Source organism: Emcibacter nanhaiensis, from assembly GCF_006385175.1.
Classification (GTDB): Bacteria; Pseudomonadota; Alphaproteobacteria; order Sphingomonadales; family Emcibacteraceae; genus Emcibacter; species Emcibacter nanhaiensis.
Window position 1 is genome coordinate 133,972 of sequence record NZ_VFIY01000010.1, and the last position, 24,263, is coordinate 158,234.

The following is a 24,263-nucleotide window of genomic DNA, read 5'->3' on the forward strand; positions in this document are numbered from 1 at the left end:
GATAAGAGTTACAGAACAGAGAAACGCAGATGACACAGACATCGGACAAAACAGATGCCTTCCAGGCAGTTGCCGTCGAAGCCGGCGGATTGGGCATTGAAATCGCGGATATTTCCGGCATTGTTGACCAAGTCAGCAATCTGGTCAGTGAACAGGCAAAGGCTTTTCAGAACCTGCAGGAGAAAGCCCGGGAAATTTCCCAAAGCAACAACAACATCTGCGAAACATCGAAAAACACCCGGGACCGGGTACATCAGACCCGGCAAAGCATGTCACGATCCGGCGAAGTGGTGGAGAACACCCTGGGCGATATCCACAAGCTCATTGCCTCGGTCGGCGAATTCTCCGAACAGCTCAATGATCTCCAGTCTGCCCTGGATGAAGTAAGCGCTGTCGCCTCCACCATCAATGACATCGCCAGCCAGACCAACCTGCTGGCCCTGAACGCCACCATCGAGGCCGCCCGGGCCGGCGAAGCCGGACGCGGCTTTTCGGTTGTCGCCAACGAAGTGAAAGCCCTGTCCAACCAGACCTCGGAAGCCACCGCCAAAATCGGCACCACTGTTTCCCTGCTGGCAGACAAGATTACAACCCTCAGCAATTCCGTACAGGCCAGCACGAGAAATGCGGAAAATGTCCACGAGAGCACCAGCAATTTCTCAGAAATGGTCACCGAGATGGACAACGTACTGACCGACATGGACCAGGAAGCACAATCCATCGAGGAAGCCACCAGAATCTGCGATTCAAATTGCTCACAGTTTGTCGGCACCCTGGAAGGCATGGAAAAAGACGTGGACAACGCGGACAAAAACCTGGCCAGCGCCCGGGACCGCACAGTCCAGCTCATTTCTTCCGCCGAAAAACTTGTACAGCTGACCGCAGATTCCGGCATTGAAACCCTCGACACCCCGATCATCCAGAAAGTCAAGGAGGTGGCGAATAAAATCTCCGGAGCTTTTGAAGAAGCTGTTGCTTCCGGCCACATCAGCCAGCGGGATCTGTTTGATTTCACCTATACCCCGATCGAGGGCACCGATCCGGAGCAGGTTACGACCAGATTTTCCTCGCTGACCGACCAGATCCTGCCGGCAATCCAGGACCCGGTCCTTAATTTTGACAGCCGGATCATGATCTGCGGCACCTTTGACCGCAACGGCTATCTTCCGACCCACAACAGCCAGTATAATAAGCCCCAGCGGGCCAATGACCCGGAATGGAACAAAGCCAATTCCCGCTATCGGACAATCTATAGTGACCGAAATGCCCAGCGAGCCGTGCAGAATACCGAGCCGTTCCTGCTGCAGGCCTATCGCCGGGATATGGGTAACGGCAACTTCACCGTGCTGAAGGATGCGACCGCCCCGATCTTCGTCAATGGCCAGCACTGGGGTGCGGTGAGGATCGCCTACAAGGCCTGAAAAAAAGCCGGTGTGGAGTTGTAAGAACGGGGGGCAGGCTTGCCGCCCGTTTTTTTTACCGGCCAACAGGGTTCAACCTTATATAAGTGCCGCTTATTACTCTGAAACCTGTGGTCGTTAGACTTTTGTGGAAGCCAGTATCCGGGAAATATGGGCTATACTACAGGCCAAAAAACAAATTCCCGGCTTAATGAATAATAGTATTGGGAGGTCAGTGGAGTAGCCAAGACAGCATATACTCCGAAGCAAAATATAGGGAGAATAGTGGAGTGACAAATTTATCGGGCAACAATGATGCTTTTCAGGAAGTAGCGGCCGAGGCCGGTGGCCTTGGCATAGAAATAGCGGACATCTCGGGAGTTGTCGAAGAAGTCAGTTCCCTGGTCAGTGAGCAGGCAAAGGCTTTCCGGAACCTGAAGGAAAAGGCACAGGAAATCTCCGACAGCAATCACAACATCAGTGAAATTTCGACCAGGACCAGAACTCGTGTGGAACAAACCCGCCAAAGCATGTCACGTTCCGGCGAAATTGTGGAACATACCCTTGGCGATATCCACAGCCTGATTTCTTCTGTTGGCGACTTCGCGAGCCAGCTTAATGATTTGCAGGCTGCATTGGGGGAAGTCAGTGCCGTTGCCTCCACCATTGACGACATCGCCAGCCAGACCAACCTGCTGGCGCTGAACGCCACCATCGAGGCGGCCCGGGCCGGCGAGGCCGGGCGCGGCTTTTCCGTCGTCGCCAACGAAGTGAAAGCCCTGTCCAACCAGACCTCGGAAGCGACCGCCAAAATCGGTGCCACGGTCTCGCTGCTGGCGGAAAAAATCAACGCCCTGATCAGTTCGGTGGACCTGAGCACCAGAAATGCCGAAACCGTCCATGAGAGCACCAGTAACTTCTCCCAGATGGTCACAGATATGGACGAGATCCTCACCGACATGGCCAACGAAGCCCAGACCATTGACCGGGCGGCCAGGTCAAGTGACGAAAGCTGCGTTCATTTCGGGGAAACCCTGGAAAATCTGTCAAATGATGTCGCCGCAGCCGACAAGAGCCTGGCCAGCGCCCGGGACCGGACGGTACAACTGATTTCTTCGGCCGAGAAACTTGTCCAGCTGACCGCCGGTGCAGGCATCGAAACCGTTGACACGCCAATGATCAAAAGGGTCAGGGAAGTTGCCGGGCAGATTTCAGCGGCCTTTGAGAAAGGCATTGCCGAGGGACAAATCAGCGCGCAGGACCTGTTTGATTTTTCCTATCAGCCCATTGATGGTACCGATCCGCAGCAACTGATGGCCAAATTTACAGACTTCACAGACCGGGTCTTGCCGGACATTCAGGAACCGGTGCTTGCCGAGGACGACAGGACCATTTTCTGCGCCTCCTTCGATATGAACGGCTATCTTCCAACCCACAACCGGGTTTTCAGCAAACCGCAGAGACCGAACGATATTGAATGGAACAAGGCCAATTGCCGCAACCGGCTGATTTTCGACGACCGCACCGCCATGAATGCGGTCAAAAGCACGGCCCCGTTCCTGCTGCAGGTGTACCGCCGGGATATGGGCGGCGGCAATATTGTGATGTTGAAGGATGCCTCGGCGCCGATCTATGCCAACGGCAAACACTGGGGCGCGGTCAGGATCGCCTATAAGGCCTGATCATTTATTTTTTCAGGCTTTCCGCCCAGGCGTCAATCTTCACTGACAGATGCTTGTGCTCGTCCTCGATCTCGCGCTCAAAATGCTCGTCATAATCCTTGCCTTCGCCGGCAAGCTTTTCGACCTTGCCGGAAAACTTTTTCAGTTCGGCCATCAGGTCTTCATATTCGGCCTTGAACTTGCCGCCTTCTTCGGTATCGAAGACGGGATGCTCGGAATGGTCTTCCAGGAATTTCTCCCGGGCCCGGAGCCCTTCGGCAAGCTTGTGTAAAAATGTGCTCATTCTTTATCCCCTGTATGTTTGAGTTTCCCCAAATTGTATCAGCCGGAATTTGATTGTCCATTGATATCCGTCAAAACTCCCTGCCAACGTCACACATATCCTGCAGGCAGCTGGCACGATAAAAAAGGCGACCCGGAGGCCGCCTTTGTGCATTTCACTTCTGGAGCGTGATTAGCTGCGACGACGACGCGCCACACCAACCCCGACGAGGCCAAGACCCAGCAGCGCCAGAGTAGCAGGCTCAGCAACACCTACGGCATGGATATTGTCCAGGGTAAAGAAGGCCGGACCGGTAAAGTTCTCGGGAACGGTCCAGTCGAAGGACAGGCGAACGGTCTGGCCGGCAAAGGCGCTCAGGTCGACAAGGCCCGTCAGGGCGCCTGTGTCATTCACCAAAGTCCCGGCCACCGCAGTCAGGATGTTAAAGCTGGCAAGATTGGCCCCGCCGCCGGCGACTTCGATATTAACATCAAAGAGCCGGTTCTGCTGTGCGCCATAGTTTACCAGGTCCCAAGCCCCGCGATAGTCGAAGGAAATGGTGGACAGGCCACCTACCACGGTGATGTCCTGGCCGATACGGATCGTACCGGGACCATCCCCGTCAAAGCCGTTGGCTGCGGTATAGACACCGTCGGTCGGAGAGCTCAAGAAAAAGCCGCCCCAGTCGGTGACACCTGATCCAATTACAGATGCCGGAAAATAGGGATCGGTAAGATCCTGTACCGCCCAGCCGGTAAAATCACCGGTTTCGAAGCTGCCGTTGGCGATGGCTGTCGCCTGCGCCTGGCCCGCAAAGCCGGCGACCAGAAACGCCCCGGCCAACGCACATTTTTTTACCACACTTTTAAACATTGAAAACCCCTTCCCACTTTTTCTGATTTAAATTAGGGGTAAGACTAGCAACATTCGTGCCATATTAGAAAAACTGGAGAAAACTGCAATTTTTCAGATTTTATTTCATTGGAAAACCTGAAAAACTGTAAAATATCCTGACTCTATTTACGGGATTTTTTACAGTTTCGGAGGTGAAACACCCCAGGTACACTCCAGGTTACAGGGCTTCGGCGCCCAGCATGATGGTTTCGATTTCCTGGATGATTTCCCCCTGGCGGGCCATATTCATGCGCTGGGTCAGATCCCTGGTCGTCTCCTCCAGCCGGTGCAGCGCCTTTTCCATATGCTCGAGACGGCGGCGGTTTTCCGTGGCCAGCGACATCATGAACGTCCCTTCCAATGACAGAAGCAGCGCTTGTTCGCCCAACAGAGCGGTAAAGTCCGGTGCAGTGAGGTTCAATAGTGGCTTGTGAGACGGAACAGTGGCCGGACGGTCAGGCACCGGCAGCGGCGCCACCGTCTTCAGGTGCGGCCCGCCCTCAGCCTCATCCTGGTACAATACCTTTACCGTTGAGGACAGGCCGGGACAAGCCTGCTGGGTATGCTCCAGCCAGCCAGCGACCCGTTCCAGAACCTGGGGGATTTCCTCGGCCACCACCGCGCCGGCGAGGCTCTCCACCCTCCCTTCCTCCTCCAGACGATCCGCCAGTCTGTTGCCGACCACCAGGATCTTCTCGCCCCTTTCCTGCGCCTCAAGCGCGGGTGCGACCAGTTCGGCATTAAACTCCCCGCAAAAGCCGCGCTCGGCGCCGATCACAATGGTAATCCCGCCTGCCTGCTCCAGCGGCAGATCGTAAAAGGAAGAAAAATCCGCCGCCACCCGCTCGACGGTGCCGAGGACCTGCTTCTGCCGGTCCAGGCTCTGCCCCAGCTTGTGTACTTCCATCAGGGCCAGGTTCTTCATGGCCGACAACATGGATCGTACGTCGTCATAGCGTTCCAGCTTGCGGGCGATGTTGCGACGCTTGCTCATGTGAGCCTCCCCACCAGCGCCGCCCACTGGTCCCGCGGGTCATCAAGCCTCAGCCTGCCGCGGGCCACCGCCTCGGCAATACTCTTGAGCAGCCGTTTAATCTCCTCTCCTTCCTTGTCGGCAAACAGCCCGTCATTGAATGCCACCATCCAGGCCAGCTGCATTTCCGGCGAAAAGGCGCTCTGCAGGTCCTGTTTCAGGATTTCACGCAACAGCCTGCCGCGCTTGAGCCGGTTCTGGATATTTTCCTCGAGCCGGGCGCCGAAGTGGGAAAAGACCTCCAGCTCCAGAAACTGCAGGTAATCCAGCTTCATGCGTGCGGCTTCCTTCTTGATCGCCGGATGCTGGGCCGCCCCGCCGATGCGGGATACGGACCGGCGCACGTCCACGGCCGGCAAGACCCCGGCGGCAAACAGCTTGCGGTCAAAGTAAATCTGGCCGTCGGTGATGGAGATCAGATTGGTCGGGATATAGGCTGAAATCTCGTCCTGCTGGGTCTCGACAATGGCCAGCGCCGACATGCTGCCACCACCCTTTTCCGCGGACAGGCAGGTGGATCGTTCCAGCAGGCGCGAATGGAGGTAAAACACGTCGCCGGGATAGGCCTCGCGGCCCGGCGGGCGGCGCAGCAGCAGCGACAGTTCCCGGTAGACCCGGGCATGGGTGGACAGGTCGTCATAAACCACCAGCACCTTGCGGCCGCTTTCCATCCAGTGTTCCGCCAAGGTGCAGCCGGCATAGGGCGCCAGATATTTGAGGCCCGGCCGGGCCGTCGCTTCCGCCACCACCACCGTGGTCCAGGCCAGGGCGCCCTGCTCCCGCAGCGTTTCAACCAGCGAGGCCACCGCTGCCCGTTTCTGGCCGATCATGACATAGACACAGAGGGTGCCGCTGTCCTTCTGGTTCAACACCGTATCGAGCGCCAGACTGCTTTTGCCGGTACCGTTGTCGCCGATCAGCAACTGGCGCTGGCCATGGCCGATCGGGATCATGGTGTCGACAATCCGGTTGCCGGTATAGAGCGGCTCATGGACAAAATCCCGCGCGGTAATCTGCGGCGACGGATGATCAAGGAAACGTTCGTCCTGTCCCTCCACCGCTTCGCCGTCATCCAGCGGAAAACCAAGCGGATCGATCACCCGGCCGAGAAAACCGTCGCCGGTCTGCAAAGTCAGCCTCCGCCCCGTCAGGCTGACCGCCATCCCGGCGCTCAGGTCCGGCGTTTCCTCCAGGATCATGGCCCCGACCCGCTGGGCAGACAGCAGATAGACCAGTGCGAGGGAGCCGTCTTCGGTGCGCACCAGGTCCTCAATGGCGACCGACGGCAACCCCTCGATCCACATGACGCCGTCACCGACCGCCGTCACGATCCCCCGCTCGGCCAGCCGGGGCGAAAACTGATAGTCCCGGAGCAGCTGACCCCCGGCTTCTGGCAACCGGTCGTCACTGCGCATGCACCAGTCCCTCCGTAAACCAAGCGAGTTCATCCCGGACATTGGCCTGCAGCACCCAGGGGCCGATCGTCACCGACAGGCCGGCAATCAGGCTCTCATCCTGCAGGTAGGAAAGCTTGCAGGCCACACCAGTGGCCTCCGAAAAGGTCTTTTCCAGTTGCTGTTTGACTTCCAGCGGCAGATCCCGCGGACTGGCGATGGTCATCTGCCCCTCCGTCTCTGCCAGGGCAGTCTTCAGGCTCTCCAGCTTTTCGTCCGGCCAGGCCTTGATATCCTCAACCAGCACCTCTGCCAGCCTGCGGTCAAGTTCTGCGCCTGACAGGCGTTCCAGGAATTTTGCTGCAAAGTCCATACCCTTGGCCCGCGCCTGTTTCTCCATCCTGCGCCGGGCATCAGCCTCCTTTTTCGCCGTCGTTGCCGCCAGACGCTGTTTTTCCTCCTCCACCGCCTGGCGGACCTCTTCCAGTTTCCGCTCGCGCTCGTCGGCCAGTTCCTTGTCCAGTTCGGCCCGCTCGCGGTCCTGTTCCCGCTGCCAGTCGGCAAGGCGTTTCTCGTAAGTGGTGCGCAGGTCGTCGGCCTGCTGTTTCTGGTCGGCCGCTTCCTGGACGCTGTCCTCAATGGCCTGCCGGCGCCGCGCCATGACAGCCTGAATCGGCCGGTACAGAAAGCGGTGCAACAGCCAGACCAGAACAACAAAGTTGATCAGCTCCAGAATGAAGGTGGTGAGGTCGATCTGCATCGGCGTTAACCCGGCAGCAGATATTCAATCAGCGGGTTGCGGAACAGCACGATCAGCACCACCACCAGCACATAAATGGCCAGGGATTCGATCATGGCCAGGCCGATAAACAGGGTCCGCATGATGGATTTTTCCGCCTCGGGCTGGCGCGCCAGCGCGTCCAGCGCCTGGGTGATCGATCGTCCCATGGCAATGGCGGGACCGATCACCCCAATTGCAATGGCAAGCAACGCCACCGCGGTGGAAACAATAACAAGCAGGTCCATAGAGCTCATTGGTTCTTTTCACTCCTCTGTTCGTCTTTTTCTTTGGTTATCTGCTGGGACTGGATGCCGCCGGCGATATAGACCAGGGCCAGGGTCCCGAAAATATAGGCCTGCACCAGTGCCTCGATCACATGCAGGGCCAGCAGCGGCACCGGCACCAGAAAGCCGGCCACGATCAGCACCAGCAACACGGCCATTTCCAGGCTGGCGATATTGCCGAACAGGCGCACCGCCAAGGCCAGGGTGCGGGAAAATTCGCTGATCAGGTGGAACGGCAGCATCACCGGGCTGGGCGACAGATAATGTTTGAGATACTGGCGCACCCCGTCCGAACGCATGCCGTACCAGTGCACGGACAGGAACACCAGAATCGCCAGTGCTGAGGTGAGCGACAGGTCGCCGGTCGGCGAATGCAGTTCCGGGATGATCCCGACCAGGTTGGCCACCACCAGAAAGATCCACAAAGTACCGACAAAGGGGACCAGCAAATCCGGCCTCTGCGGCATCATGTCGGCAACAGATGTTTCAATCGCTCCGACGACGGATTCCAGCATTGTCTGGACCATACCTGGTTCATCTTCCCTGAGATTCAAGGTGGCAATGACACTGACCAGCAGCAGCAGCAACATGATCGCCCAGGTCATCACCACGGTAGTGGTAATGCCCAGGGGTCCGATATGAAACAGGACAGCGATTTCCTCCATTACGGCCGCTCCCGGATAAAGAGAAACACATTCACGGTGCCGACAACCACTCCCAGCACGATCAGGCTGACGGTCCAGCGCACGGAATATTCCTCAAACATAGCATCAATCCAGCGTCCCAGATAGGCACCACCGACAATGGGCAGGACGAACATCAGCGCCAGGCTGCCGAGAAACACTGTTTGCGCCAGCAAGGTATGGCGCTGGCGTTCCGCTTCCCGCAACCGGTCCGCATCCCGTTCTGCCGCTCGCTTCATATCGTTGCTGCCATCTTCGTCCATAGCTCATACCCGCTCCCGCTGCAGGTCCCAGAGCCGGCGGGCCATTTCCTGTTCCATCCGGCTGATGGATGTTTTCAGGTCCTTGCGGGTTTCCTCCTCCTCCGCCAGGATCTCGCTGATGGCCGCCGTCACTTCCTGATAATTCTCGCTGCGCACATATCTGTGGGTGCACAGAAACAGTTCATTGTCGATGAAATAGAGAATGCCGCCTGACAGGGCGAGATACCGCCATCGTCCCGCTGACTGCCGATAGCGGGCCAGCCCGCTTTCCAGCACCGTCATGAAGCGTTCATGGCCTGCCTTCAGACCGAATGAGCCGGAGGCGTCGGCGGCGGAAAAACTGGTCACATTTTCCAGGTTTTCGACCTGGCCGCCGGACTGGAGATGCAGGGTGAAGCCGCTCATGCCTGCTGCCCTCCCTCACGCTCCTGCTTGAGACTGCCTTTCATATAGCAGTCTTCCTCGGCCAAATGATCCAGCTCCCCGCCCAGGAAGGCTTCACAGTCATCCAGGGTATCCTCCAGGTCCACCGACACGCCATCGATTCCGGAATGGCCGGCAACGGAAAAGAACGGCTGGCTCAGGTAACGCTGCAACCGCCGGGCGCGCTCGACAATCTTGCGGTCTTCGGGGGACAGGGCCTCCATGCCCAGCATGGCGATAATGTCCTCAAGCTCGTCATAACGGGCCAGATGCTCGCGCACCTTGCGGGCGATATCATAATGGCGCTCGCCGACGATGTGTTTTTCCAGCATGGTGCTCTGGGACAACAGCGGATCCACCGCCGGATAGATGCCGCGCCCGGCCTGGTCGCGGGACAGGATCACCAGCGCATCGAGATGGGACAGGATGGCGCTCACTGCCGGATCGGTCATGTCATCGGCCGGCACGTAAATGGCCTGTACCGAGGTAATGGTCCCGGTCTCGGTGGAAGCGATGCGTTCTTCAAGCTCCGCCACCTCAGACAGCAGCGTCGGCTGGTAGCCGACCGTCGCCGGCATACGGCCCAGCAGGCCGGAAATCTCGCTGCCGGCCTGGACATAGCGGAACACATTGTCCATCAGCACCAGCACTTCCTTGTTCAGGGTGTCGCGCAGGTATTCCGCATAGGCCAGCGCCGCCGGCCCGGCCCGGAACCGCACCCCGGGCGATTCATCCATCTGGCCATAGAGCAGCGTGGCATTTTTCAGCACCCCGCTGCCTTCCATTTCCCGCCACAGCTCATGGGCTTCGCGGATGCGTTCGCCGACCCCGGCGAACACGGACACCCCCTTGTGCAGGGCGGCCACCGCATTCATGAATTCCATGATCAGTACGGTCTTGCCGACCCCGGCGCCGCCGAACAGGCCGGTCTTGCCGCCGCGGGCAAAGGGACAGAGCAGGTCGATCACCTTAATGCCGGTGCGCAGGATCGAGTCCGGCCCCTTGACATCCGCCAGCGGCGCCGGACGGGCCACCACCGGTCGGGTTTCCTCGGCCGTGAACGGCGCGCCGCCGTCCAGCGGCTGACCGAATACGTCCAGCACCCGGCCCAGGCAATCCGGTCCCACCGGCACCTGCAACGGCCCGCCGGTGCTGTGCACAGCCATGCCGCGCTTCAGGCCGGCCGTGGCATGCAGCGCCACCGCGCGAACGTGCTTCTCGTCGATATGGTGATAGACTTCCAGCAGGCACTGGCCGCCATCCAGGGAAACGGTCAGGGCCTCGTGCAGGGCGGGAAGATGGGGGCCGGAACAGGCAATCTCGACGACCGGGCCGGAAACGCCGACGATGGTGCCCAGCGTTTCAGCTTTTTGAGTTGCCTCAGGTGATAAAGATGTCGTTTCCCCGGTCATCGCATACTCCACCCCTCCCTAATACCATGAACCAGCTGAGATTTTTTGTCAAAAAGGGATTGCGGAAAAACGAAAAATCCCCCGACGAAAACACGCCGGGGGATCCGAAACAACCTGAAACTTTTACCCTTGATCAGCTCTTGTCGATGCTGATGACATGGATATCGGTATATTCAGCCAGGCCTTCCTCGCCGAATTCAACCCCCATGCCGGAGGATTTGACGCCGCCCATGGGCACATGGGGCGCGATCAGGGCGTGGGCATTGACCCAGGAAGTGCCGCATTCCAGTTTCTTGGCCACTTCGGTGGCCTTGGCGAGGTCGGAAGACCAGACCGAGCCGCTGAGCCCGAACTCGCTGTTGTTGGCCCGCCCGATGACCTCGTCCAGATCGCTGTAGCGGATGATCGGCAGCACCGGCCCGAACTGTTCCTCGTCGACCAAGCGGGTGCCGTCGGAAATATCGGCGACCAGGGTCAGGGGGTAGAAATAGCCGGGGCCGTCCATCGGCTCGCCGCCACACAGGATCCGCGCCCCCCGGGTCTTGGCGTCTTCGACCAGACCGACCACCTTGTCATACTGCATCTTATTCTGGATCGGCCCCATCAGCACGCCCTGCTCCAGGCCGTTGCCGACCGGTGTCGCCTCGGCGATTTTGGTCAGGGTTTCACAGACTTCATCATAGATATCGTCATGGACATAGAGCCGCTTGATGGCGGCGCAGGTCTGGCCGCTGTTGATGAAGGCGCCGCCGAAGATTTTCTCGGCCATTTTACTCACATCGGTGTCGGGCAGCACGATCGCTGCGTCGTTGCCGCCCAGCTCCAGGGTCAGGCGTTTCATGGTCCCGGCGGCACTCTGCATCACTTTTTTGCCGGTCGCGCAGGAGCCGGTGAAGACCACCTTCTTGATATTGTCATGGTCGGTCATCCACTGGCCCAGTTCATCGGTACCGGTCACCACATTGAGGACGCCGGCCGGCAGCACCGTATTGAGCAGCTCCACCATGCGGATGGTGCTGAGCGGAGTGAAGGGCGACGGCTTGAGCACCACCGTGTTGCCGGTGCGGATTGCGGGCACGATATGCCAGATGGCAATCATCAGCGGCCAGTTCCAGGGGGTGATGGACGCCACCACGCCGAGCGGCTGACGATGCAGTTCGATGCGCTGGGCGTCGCTGTCCTCGATCACCTTGACCGGAAGCTCGAAATTGGCCTGCGCCCCGGCCCAGGCCATACACGCGCCCATCTCGAATTCGGAGCCCATACCGCCAAGCGGCTTGCCCTGCTCCATGGTCAGCAGGCGGCTGAGCTCACCCATATTGTCTTCCAGCACCTTGGCCATGTCGAGGCAGGCCTGCTTGCGCGTCTCGTTGCTCTCCCGGCTCCAGCTTTGGAACGCCTTGTCGGCGGCCGCCACGGCGGCATCAAGATCGGCCTTGGTCGCGATCGGCGCCTTACCAACCAGTTCCCGGGTCGCGGGATTCAGAATATCGAATGTGTCTGCGGTCTCTACCTTTTGACCGTCAATGATCAGAGAATAGCTTGTCATCGGCCTTCCTTTATTCCTGTAGTGAATTTTCAGGGTAGCGCGGGCAACAGACCGTCACAATCATACCTTCGTATCGGCTTTACAACCTCAGCACCAGTTTTCCGCCCCGGGCCCGGGAACAGCAGGAAATGATGCGGTCGCCGCGCATCCGTTCCGATTTGGACAGCACCTTGTCGCGATGATCGATGTCGCCGTCCAGCACCTGCACCTCGCAGGCGCCGCACAGCCCTTCCTCACAGTCGGAGGAAACATCAACCCCGGCCTCGCGCAGCGCCTGCAGCAAGGTCTGGTCGGACCGGACGTGCACATCGACACCGGAATCCGCCAGCGTGACGTCAAAGTCATGCTCTTTGGAGGGATCAAGTGTGGTTTCGACCGAGGAAAAATGCTCGTAATTCAGGGTGTGGTCGGGCCAGGCCGCAGACATTTCCTCCAGCGCCTCCAGCATGCGGCCGGGACCGCAGGCATATATTTTCTGCCCTGCCGGCAGGTCGGCGGTCAGGTTGGCGAGGTCCAGCCGCCGCCCCAGGTCCCTGGCATAAAGATGCAGCCGGGCGCCGTGGGTCTGCTTCAGCCGGTCGATAAAGGACATATGATCCAGCGCCCGCCCGGCATAATGCAACTGATAGTCCTTGCCCAATGCCTTGAGCCGGTCAGCCATGGCCATGATCGGGGTAATGCCGATGCCGCCGGCAATCAGCAGGTAACTGCTCGCTTTTTCATCGAGGCGGAAATGGTTTTTCGGCCCGATGATGCTGACCGTATCGCCGGGCGCAATATGGTCGTGGAAATAGATCGAGCCGCCGCGCCCTTCGTCCTCCCTCAGGATCGCCACCTCATAATGCTTGTGATCGGATGGGTCGCCACACAGGGAATATTTGCGGTCGAAACCGCCGGCAATCAGGTCGATATGGGCGCCCGGGGTCCAGCCCGGCAGGTCGCGACCATGCAGATGTTCCAGCACAAACCGTTTGACGCCTTCGGATTCTTCATGGGCTTCCCCTACCCGGACCTGGCGCACCACTTCGTTTTTGGCCGGGGCGCCGATCTTGAAATGGCGGTGCTGGTCCAGGATGGCCGGGTCCTGCTTTTCGGGATTTTGCGCCGGATCCCAGCGCGCCCACAGCGATTTGGGGCCGCGGAAGGAAGTATTGGGCAGATAGCTGAAGCTCTGGTCCGGCACCAGTTCCAGATGCGGCAACCGTTTGACGAATTCCTCGAGAAAAATTCGCATTTCCATGCGGGCGATATTTTTACCCATGCACTGGTGACTGCCGTAGCCAAAGGACAGATGCTCGGAGGTATTGTCGCGGTAGAGGTCGATCTCGTCCGGATTCTCAAAATGCCGTTCGTCATGATTGGCCGATGTCATGACGATCAGCAGCTTGGAGCCCTTTGGGATATCCACATCACCGACCCGGGTGTCGTCTGTCGCCAGCCTGCGCCAGGCGATGATAGAGCCGGACAAGCGCAGGCATTCCTCCACCGCATTGGGAATCAGGTCCGGGTTTTCGCAAAGATCCTGCCAGACCTCCCGATCGGACAAAAGGAGCTTGAACATGTTGGCCGTGGCGTTGGAGGTGGTCTCGTGCGCCGCCGACAGGATCGCCATCATCATGGATTTGAGATAGGATTCCGGCACCACATCCGGATATTTGAGATGCTGGCGGATGGTATAATGCATCCAGCCGTCTCCGGACGGGTCCTGACGCATGCGCTCGAGTATCCCCATGGCGGTCTGCCAGAATTTACCGACGGATACCGCCACTTTAACCTGTTCTTCAGGGCTCGGACGTCCCCAGGTGTTGACCGTATGCGCCACGGAAAAGGCCCGGAGCTTTTCCCGGTCCTCGCCACTAACGCCGAGGAAATGTAGCGCCACGATCAGCGGGATGTCCCAGAACATTTCATTGACCAGATCCACTTCGCCGCGATCGATAAAGCGGTCCATATACTCCCTGGTCAGTCGGCGTACGTCCTCCTGATGCCGCTCCAGCGCTTCGGGCAGGAAAGAGTCCATCAGCACCCGTCGGCGTTCCATATGGGCCGGCTCGTCCTCATTGACCATGGTCCGGTCCATGGCATAGCCATAGCTTTTCAGCACCTCCATGGCCTCCGGCGGCGCCGGGGTGATTTTTTCCAGCGCAATGGACGGGGAAAACAGAATATTGTCGCGGAACACCGCCTTCACATCATCGTAACGGGTGACAATCCAGTAGCCGAGCCTGGGGTTATAAAACACCGGTTCCCGGTCCCGCGACCAGCGCAGGGCCTCAGCCGGGTCGACCTGATAAGGGCCTTCGAAGATGTCGAATTCCGTGGCCTCCCGCGACAGGGGACAGCCGGTGGGGGACAGGCCAAAATCTTTGGATGATCCAGACATCAGAATCCCTATAATTACTTTTATTGAACATTTTGTGCTATATATGTAAAATAATCCTGCCTGCCCAAATCAGTCAACCGGATTCTTGAGCAAGCCGAAAAGGAGCAGGCCAAACGAAAGACCAAGGGGGACCTGTATTGAATATCCTGCAAACACTGGACCGGGGACTGCTGGCGCTGGAGGCCATCGCCAGAAAAACCAGCGGCCTGACCGTCGGCGAACTGGCGGAGAGCCTGGACGTGCACCGGGCGATTGCCTATCGCATCGTTGCCACTCTGGAGTCTCGCTCCCTCGTCACTCGCTCCCCTGACGGCCAGATCCGGCTTGGCCCCGGGCTTGCCTGGCTGGCGTCCCGTTTTGAACCCCAGCTCAGGGCCGTCGCCGCTCCCTTTCTGGATGACCTGGCCAACGAAACCTCCGCCACCGCTTTCCTGACCATCGCGGAAGGCAATGATTGTGTAGTGATCATGGTGGCGGAGCCGGAAACCACCGTCCTGCGTGTGGGATATCGGATCGGCAGCCGCCATCCCCTCACCTGCGGCGCGGCAGGGATCGCCATCCTGTCCGGCCGCCCCGCCTCCGCCGATGACAGCGATCTGGTCAAACAGGCCCGCAAGGAGGGCATCATTATGACCCGGGGCCAGATCCAGAAAGGCGCCGTCGGTGTCGCCAGCCCGCTCCTCTCCGGGAACGGGGACAAAATACATTTCGAAGCTTCCATCGGTGTCGTGGCCATGGAAGACCTCGACATTGACCTGTCCACTAAAGCCGTGCTCAGATATGCCGAAAAAATATCCACTATGATTAGCCGGCAGGATCGCAGCTGATAGCCAGCAATCCTGCAACTTCTATCGAATATTTACGCCTCCTTCACAAAAAACGCAGATACTGGTCCAGGAAAATTCGAAAGGAGTCGAACAATGATTCTGGCAATGATCGTGACGTCCTTGGTTCTCGGTGCCCTGCCAGCCTGTGTTGCCTGGAGCAAAGGCCGGTCTTTCCTGTTCTGGTGGGCCTATGGCACCCTGTTCACCTTCGCCGCAATCCCCCACTCCCTGTTTCTGCGCAACGACGCGCAGGCCAGTCAGGGAAAGGCATATTGTCCCCACTGTATGGAACCCATTCGGGTTGGCGCTCATCTCTGCCAGCACTGCGGCCATATGCTTGAGCCGCGCCACTCCACGGCCTGACAAATTCTGAATCGTCTTCAGATTATTTTTCCAGCGCCGGGGGGACCGAAACCAACTGGCCCTCTCCCTCCCATACTGCTACTATATGCAAAATTGGAGGGATTAGAGTATGGTAGACATCAACCCGCTTCCGCTGGACCGTCTGAGCTGGAAATGCAACCCTGAGAGCCTGAAATTCAACACCACTGACCAGTTGGAAGACCTGGGCCAGGTGCTGGGCCAGGACCGGGCCATTGAAGCAATCCGCTTCGGCACCAACATGTCGCACAAGGGCTATAATATTTTCGCCCTGGGCCCGGACGGCCTCGACAAACATGAAGTGGTCATGGCCTTCCTCAAGGATCGGGCCCGGGAAGAAACCGTCCCCTCCGACTGGTGTTATGTCTACAACTTCCAGGACCCGCGTCGCCCCAACGCCCTGGCCCTGCCGCCGGGACGGGGGGTACAATTCTCCCAGGACATGAGCCGGCTGGCGGAGGACATTCCCTTTGTACTCAAGAATGCCTTCGAGAGCGAGGAGTACCAGACCCGCTCCAACATGATCCAGCAGGAAATCAAGGACGCCCAGGACGAAGCCCTGTCCGCGGTCGACCAGGAAGCCCGGCAGAGAGGGGCTGCCCTGAAAATGACGCCGCTGGGCTTTACCTTCGTCCCCATCAGGGATGGCAAAACCGTCAGCCCCGATGAATTCCGCAAACTTTCCGAACAGGAGCGGGAAGATATCGAGGAAAACCTGGATTACCTGCGGGAGAAACTGGAGGAAGTCCTGGAATTCATGCCCGACCTGCTAACCGAAAGCCGGGAAAAAATGCGCAAGCTGAATGAAGAAACCGCCGGCCACGCGATTGGCCACCTGGTGGAACAGCTTAAAAAGAAATATGCCGACCTCGAGGAAGTGATCGAATATCTCGCCGCCGCCCAGGAAGACATCATCCAGAATGTGCACCAGATTGTCCATGGGGCCGAAGAAGAGGCCGCGCGGGGCCCTGGCCCGGAGGGTCCGCAACCGCACAGCTTCGCGCTGGAACCCGGACGCTATATGGTCAACCTGATTGTCGACAACAGCGATGCCAAACACGCCCCGGTGATCCATGAAGACGAGCCCACCTATGACCGGCTGCTCGGCCGGGTGGAATATCGTTCGGAAATGGGCACCCTGATGACTGATTTCCGGCTGATCCGGGCCGGCGCGCTGCACTCCGTCAACGGCGGCTATCTGGTGGTCGACATCCTCAAGTTGCTGCAGCATCCCTATGCCTATGAGGCCCTGAAACGCACTCTCAAATCCGGGGAGATCAAAATCGAATCCCTGGGCCAGGTGCTGGGCTTTATCAATACGGTCAGCCTGGAACCGGAACCGATCCCGCTTGAGGTCAAGGTGGTCCTGCTCGGCACCAGGATCCTCTATTACCTGCTCAACAGCCTGGATCCGGAATTTACCGATCTATTCAAAGTGGCGGCCGATTTTGACGAGCAGATGGACCGCACCGAGGAAAGTCTCGCACTTTATGCCCGGATGCTGGCCTCGCGCATTCGCGAAGAAGAGCTGCGTCCCTTTACCAGCGACGCCATCGCCCGAATCCTGGAGCGGGTGGTGCGCTACAGCGGGGATTCGGAGAAACTGTCCACCCGCCTCAAATATGTGGGCGACCTGTTGCGCGAAGCCGACTATCATGCCGGACAGGACAAAAAGGCGCAAGTCACGGCCGACCATGTGGACCAGGCCGTCAAGGCGCGGGAATACCGCCAGAGCCGCATGCGCGAGCGGCTGCTGGAACAGACCGGTCAGGGCACCATCCTGATTGACACCAGCGGCAGCCAGGTCGGCCAGGTCAACGGCCTGTCAGTGCTGGACCTGGGCAGCTATGCCTTCGGCCGCCCGACCCGCATCACCGCCCGGGTCAGGCTCGGCAAGGGCGAAGTGGTGGACATCGAGCGGGAAGTCAAGCTCGGCGGCCCGATCCACTCCAAAGGCGTCCTGATCCTGAGCAGTTTCCTCGGCGCCCATTACCAGCCGGACCTGCCCCTGTCCCTGTCTGCAAGCCTAGTGTTCGAACAATCTTACGGCGGGATTGAGGGCGACAGCGCCTCGATGGCGGAGCTTTGCACGCTGTTGTCAGCCATCGCCGAAATACCGCTGAAGCAGGGCATGGCGATCACCGGCTCCGTCAACCAGCAGGGTCAGGCCCAGGCCATCGGCGGCGTCAACGAAAAGATTGAGGGCTTCTTCGATCTGTGTGCCCTGCGCGGTTTGGACGGCAGCCAGGGGGTCATCATCCCCGTCTCCAATGTGCGCCACCTGATGCTGGACCAGCGGGTCCTGGAGGCGATCGAGGCCGGCAAGTTCAACATTTATGCAGTCGAGACGGTCAACGAAGCCCTCACCCTGCTGACCGGCACGGCGGCCGGGGAGAAGGATGAAAAGGGCCAATATCCCGATGGCACCGTCAACCGCAAGATTCAGGACCGGCTGAGGGACTTTTCCATTCGTCTGCGCAAGTTTGCCCATCCGGAGTCCGCCGACAAAGATGGTGAAAAAGAAACTGATGAGGAGGACAGGTCATGACGACGACCCGCCGCATTCTTCTCGGTTTTGCCAGCGGCGAGGAATGCCGCCTGGCGCTCGATACGGCGCTCGGCATGGCCCGGGAGATGGAAGCAGAACTGGTCGGCCTGCTGGCCCGGGACGAGGCGCTGGCCGCGGCCTCCGACATCCCCGCGGTCTCTGTCCGCAGCCGCACCTATTCGCGCTGGGAGAAAATCGATGAACGGGTCATGAAACGGGCCTTCGCGGCCGAGGCCGGTCGCCTGGAAGCCCTGATCGCCAGCGGCGCCAAGGCCCGCAATGTCCGCTGGTCGTTCCGCACTGTCAGTCCGGAACACATGAAAGAAGAGTGGGGAGAAACGGACCTGCTGCTGCTGCCGCGCAGTATCCCCGACGGGGATGAGACCTCGCCGGAAGAGGAACCCACCACCCGCGCCTTGTCACACTACATCATGAAGCTGGAACGGGCAGGCTATCGCGTGGTGCTGAAACCGGCAACAAATCCAAAAGAATAGAAGCACACCTGGAAAGGAGTAGACTATTCTTCCACGGCCCGGATCAGGCCGTGACCATAGATTTCATCAAATCCCGGGGCTCCCAGATCTATGGCTGTTTTTCGCAGGATATCAAGATCTTCCTTTTTCCATTCTGTGCCTTTGCGGCTGATCATATCTGCCAGAATGGCACTGACGAAAGGTGCTGCAATGGAAGTACCTGTCTGGATATCATATCCACCATCCGCGCGGGCAACTCTGATATCGACGCCAGGGGCTGAAAAGGCAACATGAGGGCCGCGACTGGCCCGCAGGTAAACTTTTCGATGATTGTCAACTGCCGTAACAGCAATCACACCATCATAAGCAGCCGGAAACAGCGGACCCGAGGCCGGACCGCCGTTCCCCACGGCAGCCACAACAACACTGCCTTTTTCAGAAACCCGCCGGAGTGCCAGCTCAAGCAACTTGTTGGGAGGACCGCTCAGACTCATATTGATAACCCTGACTTTCTGGCGCACCAGCCAGTCCAGGGCCAGGATCAGGCTTTCTGTTGTCGCCACTGTGGCCCCGTCAGGAGTCTGGAAGAAAACGCTGGCGGCGTAAAGTTTACCACCCGGCAACAGACCATGAAAGGTTTCGTCGTCGCCAACTAGAAGGGAAGCAACCGCGGTACCATGTGATGAAGGGCGGATATAGTTAAAAGGCACGAGGTCTTTATCCGTAATATTGCCATTTTGCAACGCAGGATGACTACGGTCCACTTTACTGTCGATCAGTCCCACCGATAAATCGCCACGTCCCGATTCACGCAGATTAAAGTCTCTGGAATAATTTGCCGGGTCAACAGAGGTCACGGCCTGTCCGTCCTGTTGCGCGTCCGGCCGGAACAAATGATTAAGATCCACATCCGCATTTTCGATCGTCCCGGACATTTCGCCAGCAAGGTCCTGCACTTTCTTTTCGCCGGATGCCCGCACCCGAACCAGAACCATGCCCAGTCCGTCCAACTGTTCGATCTGGTCAATCTGTGACTTATCAAGCTTCAGATCGCTCCCTCTGTCTGCCAGAACCAGGAGCTCGTCTGCAACCGCCTCAAAACCTTCGTCATCGGTGAATTCGTTGAATTCCCGAAGCCGCTCCACCATATGTTCGCGGGTTTCAGACAACCGATGGCTTTCATCGTTATCTCGATCCTCGTCATGGTCGTCATCATGACCTGAATGATCTTCACCGGCCTCTTCTGCTTCCCGCTCTGCCTGCTCTTCAGCTTCTTTTTCTGCCTGCACTTCGCCTTCCCGGGCCAGCTCTTGCGCTTCTTCAGCTTCTGCCTCTGCCTGTTTAGCCGCCTCCTCCGCTTCTTTTGCCGCCTCTTCAGCAGCCTCTTCGGCCTGCTTGGCAGATTCTTCTGCTGTTTCCTCTGCCTGTTTTGCCGCTTCCTCAGCAGCTTCCTCCACCTGTTTGGCGGCCTCTTCCGCAACCTCCTCGGCTTCCTCTGCAGCGTCTTCGGCAGCTTCCTCTGCGGCCCGCTCGGCCTCCCTGGCGGCCTTTTCAGCAGCTTCTTCTGCGGCTTTTTCAGCTTGCTCAGCAGCCTCTTCCGCGGCTTGCTCTGCAGCTTGCTCTGCCTGTTCCGCCGCCTCTTCTGCAGCCTTTTCTGCTGCTTTCTCTGCTTCTTCCGCTGCCTGTTCCGCTGCTTCTTCCGCCGCCTGTTCGGCGGCTTCTTCTGCTTCCTGAGCGGCCTGCTCCGCGGCTTCCTCTGCAGCCTTTTCCGCTTCCTCTTCGGCCTCATCAGCAGCATCTTCAGATGGGTCATCGCTGGACAACCACATCACATCAAATATGGAAAGCAACATTACTTCGGGTGAAAATCCGGAGATACCGGCATACTGAGGAGCCTGAACAGCGGAGGCACCAATGCTGTCGGCGGCGACCACAGGCCTGCCTCCCATAGAAACAAAACCCAGTAGTACACAAATCATGATCGCCAGAATTTTGACGCAGGAAAAATTTCTAAACCTTTTCATCGGCACTAACTTGCCCCGAAAACATACGCTCGGAGCCGCTCCTCTTTACTTTCATCCGAATTAATAACGCCTTAGAGTATAGTTTTATTCCCTAAAAAAGGCACTAATAAGAAAAGAAGCTCCAAGATCGATCGAACCAAATTGTCATGCGTCAATTATTTTCAAAATTTCTGGAATAAAATCCAATCCCGAAACGTTATGGATATCGAATGGACATGACACCGGAAAAATGGCGGGATGAAATAGTAGCCCTGCTGCCTCGGCTGCGGCGGTTTTCGTTCGCCCTGACATCTTCGGCGGCTGATGCCGATGACCTGCTACAGGCAACCATTGAAAAAGCCCTGTCGAAATACAGTCAGTTCCAGGCAGGTACCGACCTCGACAAGTGGCTGTTCCGTATGTGCAAAAACACCTGGATTGATGAATGGCGTTCGCGTCAGGTCAGGGGACCAAGTGTCGATCCGATGGATTTTAGGTCCGAACTCCTGGTGGATGGAGAACAGGAACTTGTCGACCGATTGAGCTTGTCAGAGCTCAACACGGCCCTGAACAAATTACAGGAAGACCAGAAAGTGCTGATCGCTCTTGTTGCCATAGAAGGACACACTTACAAGGAAGCCTCAGAAATACTGGAGATCCCCGTAGGAACAGTGATGAGCCGCCTTGCCCGGGCCAGAAACGCCTTGCAGGATCTCCTGCAGAATCCCGATAGCCGACACTCAAAAGGAGCCGACAATGAAACTTGACGATGAACTGCTGACGGCATACCTGGACGGTGAACTTGATGCCGTTAAAATGTCGGAAGTCGAAAGGCAGCTTGAACAGTCTCCGGACCTTTCCCGGCAGCTTGAGAGGCTGCGCGCCACGGATACAGCCCTGAAGCAGGCCTACCATGATATTGATGAACGCCCCCTGCCGGACGCCGTACTGAATATGTTGGAAAGCTTTCCCGCCAGCCAGGAACAAACGGCAACAGAAGAAACCGGGAACGATACTGCCGATGTCATCCCGTTCCGGGGTAAGTCCAAATCCGTATCCCATACTCCTATCTGGCAAATTGCTGCTGCAGCAAGTGTAGCGCTTGTCATCGGCCTGGGTATTGGCCGGAGTCTGTTCCTGCCGGAATCAACCGCACCGGAGCAGACCCTGATCCTGGCGAAGCCGGGCACCGGACCTGTCGAGCCGGATAGCGCCCTGTTCGCCGTTCTGGAAAACCAGCCGAGCGCCGTTCCTCTTACAATAGATGAACAGGATGGAACCGTCGCCACGCCGGTCATGAGTTTTGAAAGCATCGACAACAGATATTGTCGCGAATTTTCCATTACGTCCACTTCGGGTGGCACCCGTGGGGTCGCCTGCAAAGGGGATAATCAGTGGGTTGTGGAAATTACCGTAGCCACAGTCGGACAACCTGCAGTCGACGCCGGTAGCTACCAGACTGCCAGTCAGGCCATAGCCCCTGTCATCGACAATGCCATCCAGAGTATGATCAAGGGTGAAGCCTTTGGCTCAGAGCGCGAAACACAGGTCATTGAAGAACATTGGAACCGGGACAAATAAGTCCCGGTTTTTTCTCTCATGTTTTTTTGAATTTTCCGGGAATAAATCACATCCCCCAGCCGTTATCAACTTGAAGGACACGTTGCAAACGGGTGATACCGGAGATTTTTGCCCCCGTCAGAAAGCAACAATTCCTTGTAATAATATGGGTTTAAACGGAATCCTGTCTAATATTAGATAGTTCTTTGCTTCAAAATCCAAAAAATTTCGGAATAAACAAAAAGAGAGAACGACATGAGTATTTTTTCACGCCTAACAGTCTTCCTGTTCAGCCTGTTGTTTGCCGGCAGCCTTAGCCTGTCCGCAATGGCCCAGGAAGTTCCGAACGTATCCGATGATGTCGCTGACGAGGTTTCCTCCTCTACTGACGACAGCGTTTCCGAAGTCGAAATCGAAGATGAAGTCGAAATCGAAAACGAGGTAGAAAACGAATACGAACATGAGTACGAGTACGAACACGAGTACGAGTATGACCATGAGTACGAGTATGACCATGAGTACGGCGAAGAGGCCAGCGAAGAAGCTAAACAGGCTCGTGAAGCTGCCAAAGAAGCCTCTGAAGAAGCTCGTGAAGCTGCGAAAGACGCCGCCGAAGAGGCTCGTGAAGCTGCCAAAGAAGCCTCTGAAGAAGCTCGTGAAGCCGCGAAAGACGCAGCCGAAGAGGCTCGTGAAGCCGCGAAAGACGCCGCCGAAGAGGCTCGTGAAGCCGCGAAAGACGCCGCCGAAGAGGCCAGAGAGTCAGCTCGCGATGCTGCGGAAGAAGCACGGGAATCCGCTCGCGACGCTGCTGAAGAAGCCCAAGAGGCTGCTGAAGAGGCCGCTGAAGACGCTGCAGAGGAAGCAGAAGAGGCAGCGGAAGATGCCGCGCAGGGTGACGATTAATTCCAATACCATAGTGCCAAACCAAGACAGCCCCTCCGGGGGCTGTCTTCAGCCTTGCCCCAGTCCCCTACCAACGGGCTGTTGGCTTTTTAAGAAATGATCACACAAATTATAAAATTAAAGGAAACAAAGCTATGTCAGTAATTAAATCACAGCCTGGTCTGGCAACCGCAGTCCTATTGTCTTTATGTGCCGCTCCGGCCATCGCAGAAGAAAAATCCCCGTTTGAACTGTCTCTTGAAGTGGGCGCCGAATATGACAGCAATATCACAGTGGACGCCACCGATGTTACCAGCCGCCAGGGGGACGAGGCGCTGTTGCTGGGTGGTGCGGCAGGCTATCAATTTGTCAAGAATGATGATTTCAAACTGAAAGCGCGCTATACATTCTCCCAGAGCCTGCATATGGATCTGACAGAATTTGACCTGCAAATTCATGGTGCCAGCCTGGAAGCTGGCACCAAAGTCGGTGATCTGGATTTGGGCCTGGCCTATCGCTACAATTATATCACCCTGGGTTCAGAATCCTTCCTGGACATGCATACGATCAATCCGACGGTCTCCACCCTGATCGGCACCAAGGCTTTCGTCACCGGGGGATACGAATATCTCAAACAGGACTTCAAGCAGACAAACCTGCTGGAACGTAACGCCAACCGCCACAGCGGCCATGCGTCCGTCTATTTCCTGCTGGGCGACGGCCGCACCATCAACGTGGGCTACAAACTGAGCAAGCATGACACCATTGCGGATGATCTGGTCTATTGGGGTCACACTTTCGACGTTGGGGTCAAGCTTCCCGTAGGTATTGTCGAAGATTCCGTCTTTCGCGCCCGTTACCGCTACCGCCAGAAAGACTATTCCAATATCGATCTGGATCTGGGAGAAAAACGCTGGGACAAAAAACATTACATCCGGGCGAGCCTGGAAGCGCCGTTTTTCGAAAGTTTCACTGGCAAGCTGGAATATGAATATACTGATTCAAGTTCCAACCTGCAGACTCTGAACTACGACAATCATTTGGTCACATTCACCCTCACTTGGGAACTATAGAAATTACTCTCCCAAAACTCCCATACAAAAGGGCGGTTTCCATTCTGGAGCCGCCCTATTTTTTCAGCAAAAT

The 24,263-nt window shown here is 57.6% G+C and carries 23 protein-coding genes; 10 read left to right on the forward strand and 13 right to left on the reverse strand.

The genetic code is table 11. The features are described from left to right. Nucleotides 1-29 precede the first annotated feature (29 nt). A complete protein-coding gene (locus tag FIV46_RS10100) occupies nt 30-1,421 on the forward strand; it encodes a methyl-accepting chemotaxis protein (protein ID WP_139940801.1) in 1,392 nt (463 codons plus the stop codon). A gap of 269 nt (nt 1,422-1,690) precedes the next feature. After that, nucleotides 1,691-3,082, forward strand: coding sequence for a methyl-accepting chemotaxis protein (locus tag FIV46_RS10105; RefSeq protein ID WP_139940802.1), 1,392 nt, complete (start codon nt 1,691-1,693; stop codon nt 3,080-3,082). Between the two features lie 4 nt (nt 3,083-3,086). On the opposite strand, the gene FIV46_RS10110 is transcribed toward FIV46_RS10105, so the two are convergent. The 12 genes from FIV46_RS10110 to FIV46_RS10165 form a co-directional block, all read right to left on the reverse strand. After that, nucleotides 3,087-3,365, reverse strand: coding sequence for a hypothetical protein (locus tag FIV46_RS10110; protein WP_139940803.1), 279 nt, complete (start codon nt 3,363-3,365; stop codon nt 3,087-3,089). A gap of 171 nt (nt 3,366-3,536) precedes the next feature. Further along, complete coding sequence (locus FIV46_RS18205) at nt 3,537-4,217, reverse strand: PEP-CTERM sorting domain-containing protein (RefSeq protein WP_219846069.1); 681 nt, start codon at nt 4,215-4,217, stop codon at nt 3,537-3,539. Nucleotides 4,218-4,416: 199 nt separating this feature from the next. Beyond that, nucleotides 4,417-5,232, reverse strand: a complete 816-nt coding sequence (locus FIV46_RS10120) for a F0F1 ATP synthase subunit gamma (protein WP_139940804.1) — start codon at nt 5,230-5,232, stop codon at nt 4,417-4,419. Next, entirely contained in the window at nt 5,229-6,686 is a 1,458-nt protein-coding gene (locus FIV46_RS10125) for a F0F1 ATP synthase subunit alpha (RefSeq protein WP_139940805.1), read from the reverse strand. Before FIV46_RS10125 ends, FIV46_RS10120 begins: the two co-directional genes overlap by 4 nt. After that, on the reverse strand, nt 6,676-7,425 hold the full coding sequence (locus FIV46_RS10130; protein WP_139940806.1) for a F0F1 ATP synthase subunit delta: 750 nt from the start codon (nt 7,423-7,425) through the stop codon (nt 6,676-6,678). The genes FIV46_RS10125 and FIV46_RS10130 overlap by 11 nt, the downstream gene beginning before the upstream one ends. 5 nt (nt 7,426-7,430) lie before the next feature. Then, nucleotides 7,431-7,700 (reverse strand): ATP synthase F0 subunit C, encoded by a 270-nt coding sequence (atpE, locus tag FIV46_RS10135; protein ID WP_139940807.1) that lies wholly within the window; start codon nt 7,698-7,700, stop codon nt 7,431-7,433. After that, complete coding sequence (locus FIV46_RS10140) at nt 7,697-8,395, reverse strand: F0F1 ATP synthase subunit A (protein ID WP_139940808.1); 699 nt, start codon at nt 8,393-8,395, stop codon at nt 7,697-7,699. The genes atpE and FIV46_RS10140 overlap by 4 nt, the downstream gene beginning before the upstream one ends. Further along, nucleotides 8,395-8,676, reverse strand: a complete 282-nt coding sequence (locus FIV46_RS10145; protein WP_139940809.1) for an AtpZ/AtpI family protein — start codon at nt 8,674-8,676, stop codon at nt 8,395-8,397. Before FIV46_RS10145 ends, FIV46_RS10140 begins: the two co-directional genes overlap by 1 nt. A gap of 3 nt (nt 8,677-8,679) precedes the next feature. Next, nucleotides 8,680-9,081: a F0F1 ATP synthase subunit delta/epsilon gene (locus FIV46_RS10150; protein ID WP_139940810.1), complete on the reverse strand. Its 402-nt coding sequence runs from the start codon at nt 9,079-9,081 to the stop codon at nt 8,680-8,682. Further along, entirely contained in the window at nt 9,078-10,511 is a 1,434-nt protein-coding gene (gene atpD, locus FIV46_RS10155; RefSeq protein WP_139940811.1) for a F0F1 ATP synthase subunit beta, read from the reverse strand. Before atpD ends, FIV46_RS10150 begins: the two co-directional genes overlap by 4 nt. A gap of 133 nt (nt 10,512-10,644) precedes the next feature. Further along, entirely contained in the window at nt 10,645-12,060 is a 1,416-nt protein-coding gene (locus FIV46_RS10160; protein WP_139940812.1) for an aldehyde dehydrogenase family protein, read from the reverse strand. Between the two features lie 79 nt (nt 12,061-12,139). Beyond that, nucleotides 12,140-14,443: a cytochrome P450/oxidoreductase gene (locus FIV46_RS10165; protein WP_139940813.1), complete on the reverse strand. Its 2,304-nt coding sequence runs from the start codon at nt 14,441-14,443 to the stop codon at nt 12,140-12,142. 137 nt (nt 14,444-14,580) lie between these two features. On the opposite strand from FIV46_RS10165, the gene FIV46_RS10170 reads away from it, so the two are divergent. The 4 genes from FIV46_RS10170 to FIV46_RS10185 all read left to right on the forward strand — a co-directional run bounded on the left by FIV46_RS10170 (nt 14,581) and on the right by FIV46_RS10185 (nt 18,693). Continuing rightward, nucleotides 14,581-15,270: an IclR family transcriptional regulator gene (locus tag FIV46_RS10170; RefSeq protein ID WP_139940814.1), complete on the forward strand. Its 690-nt coding sequence runs from the start codon at nt 14,581-14,583 to the stop codon at nt 15,268-15,270. A 93-nt stretch (nt 15,271-15,363) separates the two neighbouring features. Next, entirely contained in the window at nt 15,364-15,633 is a 270-nt protein-coding gene (locus tag FIV46_RS10175) for a zinc ribbon domain-containing protein (RefSeq protein ID WP_139940815.1), read from the forward strand. A gap of 109 nt (nt 15,634-15,742) precedes the next feature. After that, on the forward strand, nt 15,743-18,199 hold the full coding sequence (locus FIV46_RS10180) for a Lon protease family protein (RefSeq protein ID WP_139940816.1): 2,457 nt from the start codon (nt 15,743-15,745) through the stop codon (nt 18,197-18,199). Next, on the forward strand, nt 18,196-18,693 hold the full coding sequence (locus FIV46_RS10185) for a hypothetical protein (protein ID WP_139940817.1): 498 nt from the start codon (nt 18,196-18,198) through the stop codon (nt 18,691-18,693). The genes FIV46_RS10180 and FIV46_RS10185 overlap by 4 nt, the downstream gene beginning before the upstream one ends. Nucleotides 18,694-18,716: 23 nt before the next feature. On the opposite strand, the gene FIV46_RS10190 is transcribed toward FIV46_RS10185, so the two are convergent. After that, nucleotides 18,717-20,621: a S8 family serine peptidase gene (locus FIV46_RS10190; protein WP_139940818.1), complete on the reverse strand. Its 1,905-nt coding sequence runs from the start codon at nt 20,619-20,621 to the stop codon at nt 18,717-18,719. Nucleotides 20,622-20,905: 284 nt separating this feature from the next. On the opposite strand from FIV46_RS10190, the gene FIV46_RS10195 reads away from it, so the two are divergent. The 4 genes from FIV46_RS10195 (at nt 20,906) to FIV46_RS10210 (ending at nt 24,190) form a co-directional block, all read left to right on the forward strand. Continuing rightward, the gene (locus FIV46_RS10195) at nt 20,906-21,442 is read left to right on the forward strand and encodes an RNA polymerase sigma factor (RefSeq protein WP_219846070.1); all 537 of its coding nucleotides are present in this window, start codon (nt 20,906-20,908) and stop codon (nt 21,440-21,442) included. After that, nucleotides 21,432-22,256 carry a zf-HC2 domain-containing protein gene (locus FIV46_RS10200; protein WP_139940819.1) on the forward strand — a complete coding sequence of 275 codons (825 nt, stop codon included), beginning with the start codon at nt 21,432-21,434 and terminating at the stop codon, nt 22,254-22,256. The genes FIV46_RS10195 and FIV46_RS10200 overlap by 11 nt, the downstream gene beginning before the upstream one ends. Before the next feature lie 234 nt (nt 22,257-22,490). Further along, entirely contained in the window at nt 22,491-23,138 is a 648-nt protein-coding gene (locus FIV46_RS10205) for a hypothetical protein (protein ID WP_139940820.1), read from the forward strand. Nucleotides 23,139-23,272: 134 nt separating this feature from the next. Beyond that, on the forward strand, nt 23,273-24,190 hold the full coding sequence (locus FIV46_RS10210; RefSeq protein ID WP_139940821.1) for a surface lipoprotein assembly modifier: 918 nt from the start codon (nt 23,273-23,275) through the stop codon (nt 24,188-24,190). The last annotated feature ends 73 nt before the right edge of the window (nt 24,191-24,263 follow it).